The organism is Tardiphaga sp. 813_E8_N1_3, from assembly GCF_051811025.1.
In the GTDB taxonomy this organism is placed as follows: domain Bacteria; phylum Pseudomonadota; class Alphaproteobacteria; order Rhizobiales; family Xanthobacteraceae; genus Tardiphaga.
Map to the genome: position 1 here is coordinate 144,780 of NZ_JBPWQE010000001.1, position 13,310 is coordinate 158,089.

The following is a 13,310-nucleotide window of genomic DNA, read 5'->3' on the forward strand; positions in this document are numbered from 1 at the left end:
TAGGCGGGAGAGGGGGACTTTCCGCACGCTCCGACTTCGCGTAACCCCTCTCCCCGGCCCTCTCCCGCCCAGCGAAGCTCCGCTTCGCCCGGGGGAGAGGGGAAGTAAGGGAGCAAGCGCGTCCATGATCTCTGCGGTGATCTTTGATTTCGGCGGGGTGATCACCTCCTCGCCCTTCGAGGCCTTTGCGCATTACGAGCAGAGCCATGGCCTGCCCCGGGACATCATCCGCCGCACCAATGCGGAAAACCATTTTGAAAACGCCTGGGCGAAATTCGAGCGCGCCGAAATCGATCTCGCCACCTTCGACGCGCTGTTCGCCGCCGAGTCCAAAGCGCTCGGCGCCGAAGTGCCGGGCCGCGATGTGGTCAAGCTGCTGAAGGGCGAGATCCGCCCCGAAATGGTCGAGGCGCTGCGCCGTATCAAGGCGGCGTTCAAGACCGGCTGCATCACCAACAACCTGCCGGCCAATGCCATTGGTTCGAAAGGCCTGGGCTCCGCCGACGGCCGCACGCTCTATGTGGCCGAGGTGATGGTGCTGTTCGATCACGTCATCGAGTCCGCGAAGATCGGCCTGCGCAAGCCCGATCCACGCATCTACACGATGATGACCGACAAGCTCGCGGTCGATCCGAAGACTTGCGTCTATCTCGACGACCTCGGCGTCAACCTCAAGCCCGCGCGCGATCTCGGCATGACCACGATCAAGGTGACATCCGCCGCGCAGGCGCTGGCCGAACTGGAAGCCGCGACGGGATTGAAGCTAACGTAAGGCCGCACGCACCGGCAGTAGTTTCCCCTCCCCCCAGGCGAAGCGAAGCTTCGCTAGGCGGGGAGGGGCAGGGTGGGGGTGCCCCACACTCTGACGTCACGTGGCGCACCCCCACCCCGGCCTATCGGCCGACCCTCCCCCTAGCGAAGCTTCGCTTCGCGCGGAGGGGGAGGGAGTCCACGACCGTCAGTGCACTACACAAAAACAAACGGCGCGCCTTTCAGCGCGCCGCCTGCTCACTTCCCCCCGATCAGATGATCGAACGATCCACGTTCCTGATCTCGCCGGTGCGCGCATCGATGTCGACCTGAATCCACTTGCCGTATTGATCGCGGCCCTCGATCTCCCATTCGTTGTCGTCGTAATGGGTGTTCTGCACCGTCACCACGCCGATTCCCGAAGCGATCGCCAGCGCGTCCTGCAGCGTCAGCGGGCCGGATGGCACCACCACGGCGGCTCGCGGGGCGGGCTGGCGCATATAGACGTCGGCGGCGACAGCCGGCGCAGCCGCACTGAGCGCGCCCGCCAGTGCCAGCGGCAGCAAGGCCCTCGAAAACACGGGCTTTTTCAAAATCTGTTGCATCGAAATCTCCTCAATCTGTCCCACGCGCCGCAGGCGGCGCAACCGGGTTTAGAACGATGCACGCTGCACTGCGTTCCCGGAGGAAATGAGGCGATGTTGTGGGAAGAAGGCGACTATGTATACAGGACGCCAACGATCTTTCGTGCGCGAATAAACTTAGGGGCATCTGCTTCTTCATCGGGCTCTGCCAGAGAGACGATAAGTGATTTTCCTAAGCCGCCGACGCTCTCGAACTGCCATAACTTTCCGTTGCTGCCCGGAACACTTTCTCCGATGCGTTTGAAGACGTTGCTGCCATCATCCAAACCAAGAGCAACGAGCGTTCCCTCCGTTGAATGTAGTTGGTCCCTTTCAACTACCTCTCCGCCGAGCACAATCTGTCCTGGTAGTGCGAGGGGTATGCCACTATCTTCGCGTACTCGATAGGCGGCTCTAATGTTAGCCAAACTTTTCGCTGACTGAATCTCTATCGCTTCACCTCTGCCAAGAGGCGGAGCTGGTTGTTCAGTTAGCATCCCCACGATTCGGTGAAGCGCGATATCTTCGGTCGTAAAAAGAAGAGTTGGTTTCGAGTTCCGAGGGTCGGGAGCCTCTGCCGCTAGCGCGAGCTGATCACTATGCGGTGGTCTGAAAAGGCGCCGAGCGAGCAAGTGCCCCTTCTGGCGCGCTATTACGAGGTTGTGATCTCTTCCATCATAGGAAGTACTCTCGGCGATTGCGATGCAGCCATCAGGGACGGCGAAGCCAAGATTGTCCTTTCTGATCAGGAAAAGCGTTTTATCTGCGAACCAAGTTTCGTCGATCTCCTCTAGAACATCTTCTTGTGTGTCGTGTTGCGACGTTGCTGTGAATGCAGCCAAGTCGGGATAAACGGTGGCTTTGAATTTGGAAACGCTCGCAGGTTTGAATGGGACAACGTTCGTCGGGGAAGTTGCCGGCTGAAGTGGTTCCTGCCAACGCCAATGGCGGAATTCGATGTGCATCTTCTCCATGAGGTTGAGGACCGATTCAAAATCGTTCAAAATGGCATACACGTCGCCAGCACTCAATGAAGTCTTGTTGTGATGCGAAGTGTTTAAAACCCTGAGACATTCGGCGCCTTGAGCAAGGGCTTTGCTTTCGCAGAAATCTCTCACGGTTTTGCTCTTAAAAAGAGCATTAGGGGGAGAGTTTGTTAGGGCGCGTAGGTGGCCCAAGTGATCGACCAGTGTCGGTGCCTTCGATGGCGCCGAGTGTGCGGGATATGCGGGGTCGTCGAAAAGGTCAGACAGCCGAGCTTCGAGAAATGAGCGAACTTCATTTGCAAAGTCTTGCGCCCTCGCGGCATTGTCTTTGTCTACCTCGTAGGCACTGCGCTTGATATCCAATTCTTCCACCGCTGCTGCGGTTTCAAGCCGCTTTCGGCACGGGTTGACCGGATGAACACTGCGATGCTCGATTGAGGCGTATTTACGCCCGGCTGCTACCGCGGCTCGCGCAAAGAAACGATCATACGTAGCTAGCACTATTTGGCCTCCGCCCTTGACGAGTTCAGGCAGAAGTCGTGCCAATTTCTCTTTGTTGTCGTGATCCAGCAATTCTTGCGGGTCGTCGAGCACGAGGAGCGCTATGCCGCCTCTTTCCTTCAGAACGTGTTCCCAGAATGCGAGGAAAAAACCCATCAAACTCGCCCGCAACGCGGAAGAGTTAGAGATGTGCTGTGCGGGGGCAGTTGCAGTCGAGAATCCGACCTGCAGGTCGAGGACTCCTTTTGAGTCCATGGAAGTATCGCGCAGAGCGTGCCCAGCCATGGGGAACGAGTTGTGATAGCATTTGTCCCGCCAATAGATTGTTCTCTTGTGCAGAAGCTTTCGCAACTCCTCGACTTGCTTCTCTGAAAGAGAGCCTAGTTCGATTACACTATCCAATGCAGTGATGGCCCGGGTATAGAGTGAAAGGCGTTGTTCCTTCGTTCGCCTTTTCTGAAGCGCCTCCGACATGCGATGGCATAATTTTAGAGCAACGTTAAGTGGTTCGGTGCCTTTGACGATCGACGCTAAGGCTGAAAGCTTATCTGCAATCGGAGAAGCGTTGGTGACGTCTTTCTCGGTAGAACTCGATCCGCCTACGATGCTCTTTGTGATTTGGGCGACCGTTTGCCCATGGGCCTTGCGCCAATCCGCAAAAGCTTGGGCGCGAGCAAGTCGTTGCGACATAGCTTCGAGAGATGACGTTATATTCCCAAGCTCTTTGGGTAGGGCTTTTATGCTGGGCTCAGTGAATTTTGGAAGTTTCACAAGTTCTTGGTCGCAGAGCAGTTGTACACCTGCTTTCAGCGAAGCGAGAGTTTCCGAGAATGCGTCTGTCAAGAAAAGATCTTCGACCAAAGTCTCGCGAATAAGGTCTCCGGGAGTCGCGGGCAGATCTTTGCTTAGCTCTGGTTGAAGCTCGTTTGGAATATTGGTGGTCAGATATCCCGCCCAGTGTGTCGCCCACTTCTGCTTGGTTTGAGAGAGTAACTGATGATCAGCATCGGTAATCTGAACAATATGGTCGGATACAAGCTGGCTTGTAAGAGGATCTGTTATTCCGGCTAACGATCGGCTGCACACTGCGCATGTCGTGGGGTCGTGATCATTGCCGTCCGATATCCAATTTGCTATGCGCGCATAAAGCTGTTTCCGGCGTTCTAAAGCCGGATTGTTGCTCAATTCCGCTAGGATATTTGCTTCCGCGTGCAGTTTGGTAACGAGCTTATTTACACGCGCCCAATCTGCATCGCTAAGGTCGCCAAGAGCGCGGATGCGGCGGACAGTTGGTAGCTGAGCCATAGCTTTTAACTGGCCTTGAGCAGGGCCTATGCTGGCTTCCAGATTATCGCGCTCCGATTTGTCCGTTGGGTCGAAGTCTGGACCAAGTATGGATTTTGCTGCGGCAAGCGTCTTAGCTTTGAGAGCGTCGAAATGGGCTTCCAGAGCAGCGAGTTTTTGCTCGACGTCTTTTGCTCCAGAGGGTGCCGGAAGCGGGTCTGTAGGCGCCATCTCGGCGAACGAGTCAATTTCAGATTGGAGGTCCGTTCGCGCTTGCTGGAAGCTGCTGTCGTCTCCCTCAATCTCTTTCTCGCGATTCTTCTTGAAATCTCCCTTCAGCTTTTCTTTGACCTTGCCGGCGTGTTTGGCGAGAGCGGAAATCTCGGCCAGTCCTGTTAATCTCGCCGCAGCTAGGCCGAGATCCGAGGTCGATCCGACTCTAAGGAATTGAAGCATTGCGGGCATTGTGGTGCCCAGTTGAAACGCAATCGGGTCAACGCCGAGTGCTTCGAAGCCGCTTGGCGTTTCGGATACTCGACCCCTTGAATTGCGCAGTTGCGTGCGCCGAATAGGGGGCAACTCGTTCCCATCTTGGTCGACGAATACCAGCTCAACCCAACTATCAATCGGTATTGGTTTGTCGACTGGAGGTACGTAAAAATCTGGATTTGGAAGAGGGGTTATCGGCGTCAAAGAATGTGATGTCGTCTCGTCTGAAGCGCCTTCCGATCGAACGAATGAGCTATCAAATTCCTCTAGTCCGCTTTCCGGTTGACGTTGCGGTCGCAGCAAACTTCCTGTCAGACACCAGATGATGCTGTTAAGTATCGAGGTCTTTCCCGCTCCGTTCCAGCCTTCGAATAGAGTTATCGGTTTATCTGGCGAGAACTCAAAATCCGGCGGTGGCTCTTCAGCTGTGCCGTAGGCATGTAGTCCCCCAAATCGGTGCGCTGTGACCTTTACAAGGCGCAGTTTGCGACCGGCTTTGGGTTTTACAATTTCAGGAATTGGAAGAGTCGGAGGGGAGGTAAGTATCGCTGATACTAGGGCCTCCACATCTTGCGTCATTACGTTTCCCGCCCATTTCGCGCGGTTCAGGCGGTACCAATTCAGAATCGCTCGGCTATCTGCATTGGAAAGGCTAAATTCCGTGCCGTCTTCGCCTACGGAAACACTCGCGCCTCCAATTAACTCCGCAAAAAGACTGTCGATGGTCTGTAGGTGCAACGGGCGTGAGTGCGCAGCCATTTTTTGCTCTGCTAATTTGTTGTACTTCAAACATAGTATGCAGAGCTAAATCGAAACAACCAGGGCGTGCTGTTTTTAAAACTTCATGGTGAAGGATGTTCATTGGAGCGCATACTTCTCGGCCTCAAAAACAAGAACGGCCGGATCTCGCGATCCGGCCGTTCTGTATTTGAAAACTTAAAGTCCGATCGAAGGGATCAGGCCGCGACTGCTGCGGTCTCGGCCTTCTTCTTTTCGATGGCGCGCTTGAGCAGCACGGCCTTCTGCGACAGCTCGCTCTCGCGGGCCTTGATCAGATAGGCATCGAAGCCACCGCGGTGGTCGACCGACTTCACGGCATTCGCCGACACGCGCAGGCGCACGCCGCGGCCGAGCACGTCGGACAGGAAGGTCACATTGACCAGGTTCGGCAAAAACCGGCGCTTGGTCTTGATGTTCGAGTGGCTCACCTTGTGGCCCACCTGGGGGCCCTTCAGTGTCAGTTCACAGCGCCGAGACATGGCGAAAATCCTCTGTCATCCCCGCAGCTAAAAGGCGAAGAGCCCAAAGCCGGGCAGGGGTTCAAAATCACGTCCATTTCAGGAGTGGCGGACGTATAGGGGGCTTGGCCACGGCCGTCAAGATATCCGGGCCGTGAAAGTCGCGGCAAAACCGGCAAAAACCGCCATTTGCGGGCGCTGTATAACCCGTCCCGTCGGCGGAAACCACATGGAAATCAACGCGGTTCCCATCATATAAACGACGTATTCGGGCTGGAAACACAGCTTCCAGCCCCGATATGCGATGCGACCCCGCGCCCCGCGCGTGGGATTGCCCGACCAGGTGATGCCCCAAGTGAATTCCCAGGCGAGTTCCACTGTGAGCCCCCGAGTGAGCCCTCAAGCGACCTATTCTGCGCTCCTTCCGGCGATAGCCGCTCGGGCGGCAGGCCGGATGGCGCGCGCGGCCGGACCACGCGCGATTATCGCCGCGGGTCTCTTGCTGGCGCTGCCGGTGGTGATGTCCGGCGCCGCGCGGGCGCAAACGCCGGCTGCGGCTCCGGTGCAGCCCTCCCTTCAGGCGCCTGCGCAGGCGGTGACCCTCGGCGGCAAGCTGGAGGCTAAATATGAAGCCAGCCTCGCCGGCATCGCGGTCGGCAAGGGCCATTGGGCCATCGACATCAATGACGACCAGTATTCCGCGACGGCCAGTGGCGGCACCGCCGGTCTGCTGAAAGCCTTTGCCGGCGGTGCCGGCTCCGGCCAGTCCACCGGCCGCGTGGTCGCGGGCGCGCTGGTGCCGTCGAATTATCAGGCCGTCACCACTTCCGCGAAGAAGTCCGAGACGATCAAGATGCTGATCACGCCGGGCTATGTAAAAGAGTATTCCATCGAGCCGGAGCCGCCGCTCGATCCCGAGAAGATTCCGATCACCGATGCGCATCGGCGGGGTGTGATCGATCCGATGACCGGCTCGCTGCTGCGCGTCGCCGGGTCAGGCGAATTGCTGACGCCGGATTCCTGCCGCACCGGCACGTCGATCTTCGACGGCCGCATGCGCTACGATCTCAAGCTCGACTACAAGCGCATGGAAAATGTGAAGGCCGAAAAGGGCTATCACGGTCCGGCGATTGTCTGCGCCGTCTATTTCACGCCGATCGCCGGCTATGTGCCCGACCGCGCCGCCATCAAATATCTTGCCGCCCAGCGCAATATCGAAGTGACGCTGGTGCCGATCGCCGGAACCCGCGTGCTGGTGCCGTATCGCATGACAGTGCCGACCCCGCTCGGCGTCGCCATGCTGGAAGCGACCGAATTCGTCACCACCCCCGCGCCGGCCAAGGCCGTGGCGAAGACGAACTAGAGGGAACGGGCGCTGCGGAATCGCCGTGGAACGGCGCGTTTGCCGCCGCCGGAGTGCCGCAACATGGCCGCAAGACCGGATGCCAATTGAGGGCCGTTTTCGCCGGTTTTCCTGCGACTTTCCTGCAGCAAAGCTGCAGCATTCTTGCGACAGGGCGCTTGACTCACAGCCGGTTCGGAGTCCGTGCGCTGTTCATAACTTGAGAGATTTATCGGCCCTTGTTGCGCTGTCACAAACTTGATCTAGTCAGTTTTGTTGGACGTCAGCGCGAGATGTTGGGGTGATGCGGCCGGGGAGGTGCCGAGTCACCGATTCGGGCCGCTTTCGTTCCGGACTCGTTCCAAACCATCAAAAAGCGCGGCTCTGAAGCGTCGTAACCTGTCTCCATCTTGACAGTCGGCGACGCGGAAATATCTGAAAAACATGGCCTTTTCGTCTTCTCCGCCCACGCTGTCCAACGGCAGGGCCCCCGGCGCCGGCGTCACCGCGGTGCTCGGCCCCACCAATACCGGCAAGACTCATCTCGCCATCGAGCGCATGCTCGCGCATTCGTCCGGGATTATCGGCCTGCCGCTGCGGCTCTTGGCGCGCGAGGTCTATAACAAGATCGTCGACCGCGTCGGACCACAAGCTGTTGCGCTGATCACCGGCGAAGAGAAAATCAAACCGGCCAAGCCGCGCTACTGGGTCTCCACCGTCGAGGCGATGCCCAGGGATCTCGACGTGTCGTTTCTGGCCGTCGACGAGATCCAGATCGCTGCAGATCTGGAGCGCGGCCATGTTTTCACCGACCGCATCCTGCATCGCCGCGGCCGCGACGAAACGCTGCTTTTGGGCGCCGCCACCATGCGCCCGATCATCGAGCGCCTGCTGCCCGGCGCCAGCATCGTGACGCGGCCACGGCTGTCGCATCTGGAATTTGCCGGCGATCGCAAGATCACGCGGCAGCCGCGCAGGACAGCGATTGTCGCGTTTTCCGCCGATGAAGTTTATGCGATTGCCGAACTCATCAAGCGCCAGCACGGCGGCGCTGCAGTCGTATTGGGCTCGCTGTCCCCGCGCACCCGCAACGCGCAGGTCGCGATGTTCCAGAATGGTGACGTTGACTACCTAGTGGCAACCGACGCGGTCGGAATGGGCCTCAATCTCGACGTCGACCACGTCGCCTTTGCCTCAGACCGTAAATATGACGGCTATCAATTCCGCCGCCTGACGCCATCGGAATTCGCCCAGATCGCGGGCCGCGCCGGCCGCGCCACGCGCAACGGTACCTTCGGCACCACCGGCCGCTGCGAACCATTCGAGCCCGAACTCGTCAATCAGCTGCAGAACCACATCTTCGAACCGGTGAAGGTGCTGCAGTGGCGCAATTCGAAGCTGGATTTCTCCTCGATCGCCTCGCTGCAGGTGTCATTGGCTCAAACGCCGCGCCACGAGGCGCTGACGCGCGCGCCGATCGCCGAGGACCTTCGCGTGCTCGATCATACCGCGCGCGACATCGATGTGCGCGACAGGGCCCAGGGCAAGGATGCGGTGGAGAAGCTGTGGGACGCCTGCCAGATCCCCGATTATCGCCGCATCGCGCCTGCTGCACACGCAGAGCTGGTAGTCACCATTTTCAACTTCCTGATGCAGCGTGGGCGCATTCCAGATGCCTGGTTTGGTGCCCAGATCGCGCAAGCAGACCGAACTGATGGCGATATCGACACATTATCGGGCCGAATCGCGCAAATCCGGACCTGGACATTCCTCGCAAATCGTCCGGATTGGCTCTCAGATCCGGATCATTGGCAGGGAATTTCGCGCGAATTGGAAAATAAACTGTCAGATGCCCTTCATGAGAGGCTCACTGAGCGTTTCGTTGATCGTCGTACCAGTGTATTGATGCGCCGCTTGCGGGAAAACACGATGCTGAATACTGAAATTGGTAAGACGGGCGAAGTGATCGTAGAGGGCCATGTGATTGGCCGTCTCGACGGATTTACATTTTTGCCCGATGCGGCCGAGGCTGGCTCGGATGCGAAGGCGTTGCAGGCCACGGCGCTGAAGGCGCTGGCCGGCGAGATCGACGCGCGCGCCGAGAAACTCGGCAACGCGCCGGACGATCAGTTCGTGCTCGCCTCCGACGGCACCATGCGCTGGACCGGTGACGCGGTGGCCCGTCTGGTCGCAGCCGACGATGCGTTGCATCCCCGTCTCCGTATCATCGCCGACGAGCGCCTCTCCGGCGCGCCGCGCGATGCGGTTCAGGCCCGTCTCGATCTCTGGCTGAAGACGCATATCGAGAAGCTGCTCGGGCCGCTGTTCGATCTCACTAAGGCTGAAGACATCACCGGTATCGCGCGTGGCATCGCGTTCCAGCTCACTGAAGCGCTGGGCGTGCTCGAGCGGCAGAAGATCGCGACCGAGATGAAGGATCTCGATCAGCCGTCGCGCGCCGTGTTGCGCAAATACGGTGTCCGCTTCGGCGCCTATCACATTTATATCCCTGGCCTGCTGAAGCCTGCGGGGCGTTCGCTCGCGGCGCTGCTCTGGGCATTGAAGCAGGACAATGTCGACATGTCGGCGCTGTCGAGCGCACAGCATCTCGCAGGGTCGGGTCGTACATCCTTCCCGGTCGACAAGCTGCTCGATCGCGATGCCTATCGCGTGCTGGGCTATCGCCAGTGCGGCGAGCGCGCCGTGCGTGTCGATATTCTGGAGCGTCTGGCCGATCTGATCCGTCCCGCGCTGGCGTGGCGTGAAGCGTCGCCGGGCGAGAAGCCCGCTGGTGCCTTTGATGGCCGCCACTTCGTGGTGACGCAGGCGATGACCTCGCTCACCGGTTCGGCCGGCGAAGATTTCGCCTCGATCCTGCGTGCCCTGGGCTATCGCATGGAGAAGAAGGCGCCGCTGCCGCCGGCACCGCCGAAGCCGGTTGCTGCGACGACGCCGATCGAGCCCAAAGCTGAAGACAAGGCGAGCGACGAGACGGCTGATCAGCCCGATGCTACGGCCGGGTTCGCCGAGTCCGATACGCCCGGTGAAGACACCGTCGTCGCAGTGGAGTCTGCTGCTGAAGCGGCCGAGACGGCTGATGTCGCACCTGCCGAGGTTGCGACCGAAGCGGCCCCGGCCGAGGAAGCTGCAGCCGTGCCGTCGGCATCGCTGTTGCCCGAAGTGTCGCTGGTGTCTCCGGTCGAGACGGAAGCTGCTCCCGTTGAGGAGGCTGCATCTGAAGCGGCTGCACCTGTCGAAGCGCAGTCAGATTCTGCTACGGCCGTCGCCGAGACCGAGACTGCTGCGGTAGGTGATGCGGCCGTGCCCGCTGAAGGCGAAGCCGCCGCGGCTCCTGCCGTCGCTGCCGAGCCCGAGCTGGTCGAAGTCTGGCGCCCCGGTGGCCGTTCGGAAGAACGCCGTCCGCCGCGTCACGATCGCAACCGTCATCACCGCTCCAACAACGCCGCGCAAGGTGCTGCCCAGGGGGCTCCCGCCGAAGGCGCTGTCGCCGATGGCGAGAAGCGCGAGCGGCAGGACCGTGGCGGCCAGGGCCGCCGCGATCGCAACAACAACGAGTTCCGCCGTCCGCGCAGCGATGCGCCGGCCGCCACGGCTTCCGCCGAAGGCGCCCCGAACCGTGGCAATCGCGGTAACCGCGACAACAAGCCGGGGGAGGGTGGCCGTCCGCCGCGCGAGCGCGAACGCTTCCAGGGCAAGGGCAAAGGCGGTTTCAAGGGCGGCGACAAGGGCCGCGAGGGCCGTGGCAACGACCGCGGCGGTGCAACCCGCCCGTTCGCCACATCGGCCGCACCGCGCGAACGGGACCGTCCGATCGATCCGAACTCCCCCTTCGCGAAACTCGCCGCGCTCAAGGAACAGCTCAGCGGCCGCAAGGATTGATGCAGGTCATGTGAGGCGGCGCCGTGCCGCCATTTGATGGTGTGTCGGTTGGAGCGCCAGCGTCTCGATAAATGGCTGTGGCACGCGCGGGTAGTCAAAGCCCGCACCAGTGCCGCTGCGCTGGTGGAAAGCGGCAAGGTTCGCATCAATGGCACGCGCGAGAAATCGCCTGGCCACGGTGTGAAGATCGGCGACGTGCTCACGGTGGCGCTGGACCGCACCGTGCGGGTGATGAAGGTCGAGGGCTTCTCGGAACGGCGCGGCGATGCCACTGCAGCGCGCGTGCTCTATACCGATTTGCAACACCTTCCGGGGTAACTATCTAGGCCAGACGCCGCGTCCAATGATGGTTTCGTGGCAGGCTTTTCCCTTGGTCGAAATGCCTTGACCCATGCCGGCTGCATCCCTTGCGGCAGCGGGGTTGGTGCGCTACGCAAACACTGAATATCGATCGTTTCCGGAGTTCTGGATGACTTACGTCGTCACCGACAATTGCATCAAATGTAAATACACCGACTGCGTCGAAGTGTGTCCCGTGGACTGCTTCTACGAGGGTGAAAACATGCTGGTCATCCATCCGGACGAATGCATCGATTGTGGTGTCTGCGAGCCAGAATGCCCGGCGGACGCGATTAAGCCTGATACCGAAGGCAACATCGAGAAGTGGCTGCAGGTCAATCTGGAACACGCTAAGAAGTGGCCGAACATCACCCAGAAGATCGACGAGTTGCCTGAAGCCAAGGAATTCGACGGTCAGGAAGGCAAGTACGAGAAGTATTTCTCGGCGGCACCTGGCAAGGGCGACTGAGTTTTCCGGCACGCCGATCAATTAATGATTTGTGTTATCCCGGTACCTGTGACCACGCGAAATTTACCCTAGCCCCGATTATGCTCCGGAAGCGGCCGCCAGGCGGCCGCGATAGGGCATAAATCATTGATTTTTGCGGGAAATGTGCTATAATAGGCACAATTCAAGAGGCTGGACCGTGTGGTGCCGCTCGATATGGCTCTGCCAGGTTCCCGTTTAAACATCAAACAGGGGCGTGGCGGTTTCCACGCGCAGGCTGTGTCACAGAAAACGCGTAAAAAGAGTGTTTCCAAGGCTGCTGTTTCGAAGAAGGCTACTTCTTCGAAGGTTTTGGATCCGAAGGCTTCCAAGAAAACAACTGCGGCGAGCCGCGTTGTGAAGGGTCCTGCTGCGAAGAATTCTGTCACCAAAGGCCGTGCCCGGGCGCCTGTCAAGGACACCCGGACCGCCGCGAAGGCTGCGGCTGAAAAGTCCTCCAAAAATAAAAGAAGTGCAATGCCCAACAAGACTGCCAAACCTGCCCCGAAGGCTGCTGCTTCGAAGACCACTGCTGCCAAGCCTGCTGCGCCGAAACCGGCCGCGAAGGCCCCTGCTGCCGCTCCCGCTGTGAAGGCCGCTGCGCCGAAGGAAGTTGCCAAGGTTGCTGCGAAGCCGGTCGTTGCCAAACCGGTTGCCGCCAAGCTGGCGCCCGCTGCGGCCCCGCGCGCCGAAGAGCCGAAGAAGCCGCTGACCCAGCGTCAGGGCTTCAAGACCAACGAATTCGTGGTCTATCCGGCGCATGGTGTTGGCCAGATCCTCGCCATCGAGGAACAGGAAATTGCAGGCGCCAGGCTTGAACTCTTCGTGATCAATTTCATGAAGGACAAGATGACCCTGCGCGTTCCGACTGCAAAGGTCATGAATGTCGGCATGCGCAAGCTGTCGGAGCCGGCGCTGGTCAAGCGTGCGCTGGAGACACTGAAGGGCCGCGCCCGCATCAAGCGCACCATGTGGTCGCGCCGTGCACAGGAATACGAAGCGAAGATCAATTCGGGCGATATCGTTGCCATCGCCGAAGTGGTCCGCGATCTGTTCCGCTCCGACTCGCAGCCCGAGCAATCCTACAGCGAACGTCAGCTGTATGAAGCTGCCCTCGATCGTCTGTCGCGCGAAATCGCCGTGGTTCAGCACGTCACCGAGACCGAAGCGGTCAAGGAGATCGAAGGCCAGCTCGCCAAGAGCCCGCGCCGTGGCGCGAAGGCTGAGGCAGGCGCCGAAGCCAGTGCTGACGATGCCGACAGCGATGGTGACGATGATGTCGCCGCCGCGGACGAGGCTGCATAAGCAGCATCTCGCAAGTTGAATACGAAAAGCCCGGCCGAGAGGCCGGGCTTTTTTGTTGTCGATGAG

Annotated in this window: 10 protein-coding genes; 6 read left to right on the plus strand and 4 right to left on the minus strand. The window is 59.7% G+C overall.

Going from position 1 to position 13,310, the window contains the following annotated elements; translation table 11 throughout:
* The first annotated feature begins 124 nt into the window (after positions 1 to 124).
* Complete coding sequence (locus AB8A33_RS00665; protein WP_439091004.1) at positions 125 to 772, plus strand: HAD-IA family hydrolase; 648 nt, start codon at positions 125 to 127, stop codon at positions 770 to 772.
* 250 nt (positions 773 to 1,022) lie between these two features.
* Here the strand turns inward: AB8A33_RS00665 and AB8A33_RS00670 are convergent, their stop codons facing one another.
* The 4 genes from AB8A33_RS00670 to AB8A33_RS00685 form a co-directional block, all read right to left on the minus strand.
* Positions 1,023 to 1,355, minus strand: coding sequence for a PepSY domain-containing protein (locus AB8A33_RS00670; RefSeq protein ID WP_439091005.1), 333 nt, complete (start codon positions 1,353 to 1,355; stop codon positions 1,023 to 1,025).
* A gap of 113 nt (positions 1,356 to 1,468) precedes the next feature.
* A complete protein-coding gene (locus AB8A33_RS00675) occupies positions 1,469 to 5,422 on the minus strand; it encodes an ATP-binding protein (protein WP_439091006.1) in 3,954 nt (1,317 codons plus the stop codon).
* A 167-nt stretch (positions 5,423 to 5,589) separates the two neighbouring features.
* A complete protein-coding gene (rpmB, locus tag AB8A33_RS00680; protein WP_089267758.1) occupies positions 5,590 to 5,892 on the minus strand; it encodes a 50S ribosomal protein L28 in 303 nt (100 codons plus the stop codon).
* Positions 5,893 to 6,009: 117 nt separating this feature from the next.
* Positions 6,010 to 6,249 (minus strand): hypothetical protein, encoded by a 240-nt coding sequence (locus AB8A33_RS00685; RefSeq protein WP_439091007.1) that lies wholly within the window; start codon positions 6,247 to 6,249, stop codon positions 6,010 to 6,012.
* Positions 6,250 to 6,325: 76 nt separating this feature from the next.
* Between AB8A33_RS00685 and AB8A33_RS00690 the strand changes: the two genes are divergently transcribed.
* The 5 genes from AB8A33_RS00690 (at position 6,326) to AB8A33_RS00710 (ending at position 13,244) form a co-directional block, all read left to right on the plus strand.
* Positions 6,326 to 7,234 carry a DUF3108 domain-containing protein gene (locus AB8A33_RS00690; RefSeq protein WP_439091008.1) on the plus strand — a complete coding sequence of 303 codons (909 nt, stop codon included), beginning with the start codon at positions 6,326 to 6,328 and terminating at the stop codon, positions 7,232 to 7,234.
* A gap of 423 nt (positions 7,235 to 7,657) precedes the next feature.
* Positions 7,658 to 11,113, plus strand: coding sequence for a helicase-related protein (locus AB8A33_RS00695; protein WP_439091009.1), 3,456 nt, complete (start codon positions 7,658 to 7,660; stop codon positions 11,111 to 11,113).
* Between the two features lie 48 nt (positions 11,114 to 11,161).
* Entirely contained in the window at positions 11,162 to 11,431 is a 270-nt protein-coding gene (locus AB8A33_RS00700; RefSeq protein ID WP_439091010.1) for an RNA-binding S4 domain-containing protein, read from the plus strand.
* A gap of 151 nt (positions 11,432 to 11,582) precedes the next feature.
* On the plus strand, positions 11,583 to 11,921 hold the full coding sequence (gene fdxA / locus AB8A33_RS00705) for a ferredoxin FdxA (protein WP_439091011.1): 339 nt from the start codon (positions 11,583 to 11,585) through the stop codon (positions 11,919 to 11,921).
* A 195-nt stretch (positions 11,922 to 12,116) separates the two neighbouring features.
* The gene (locus AB8A33_RS00710) at positions 12,117 to 13,244 is read left to right on the plus strand and encodes a CarD family transcriptional regulator (protein ID WP_439091012.1); all 1,128 of its coding nucleotides are present in this window, start codon (positions 12,117 to 12,119) and stop codon (positions 13,242 to 13,244) included.
* Positions 13,245 to 13,310 lie beyond the last annotated feature (66 nt).

Coding starts and splice junctions, on each gene's coding strand:
- AB8A33_RS00665 (WP_439091004.1), top strand. CDS start 125: ATGATCTCTGCGGTGATCTTTGATTTCGGCGGGGTGATCACCTCCTCG.
- AB8A33_RS00670 (WP_439091005.1), bottom strand. CDS start 1,355: ATGCAACAGATTTTGAAAAAGCCCGTGTTTTCGAGGGCCTTGCTGCCG.
- rpmB (WP_089267758.1), bottom strand. CDS start 5,892: ATGTCTCGGCGCTGTGAACTGACACTGAAGGGCCCCCAGGTGGGCCAC.
- AB8A33_RS00690 (WP_439091008.1), top strand. CDS start 6,326: ATGGCGCGCGCGGCCGGACCACGCGCGATTATCGCCGCGGGTCTCTTG.
- AB8A33_RS00695 (WP_439091009.1), top strand. CDS start 7,658: ATGGCCTTTTCGTCTTCTCCGCCCACGCTGTCCAACGGCAGGGCCCCC.
- fdxA (WP_439091011.1), top strand. CDS start 11,583: ATGACTTACGTCGTCACCGACAATTGCATCAAATGTAAATACACCGAC.
- AB8A33_RS00710 (WP_439091012.1), top strand. CDS start 12,117: ATGGCTCTGCCAGGTTCCCGTTTAAACATCAAACAGGGGCGTGGCGGT.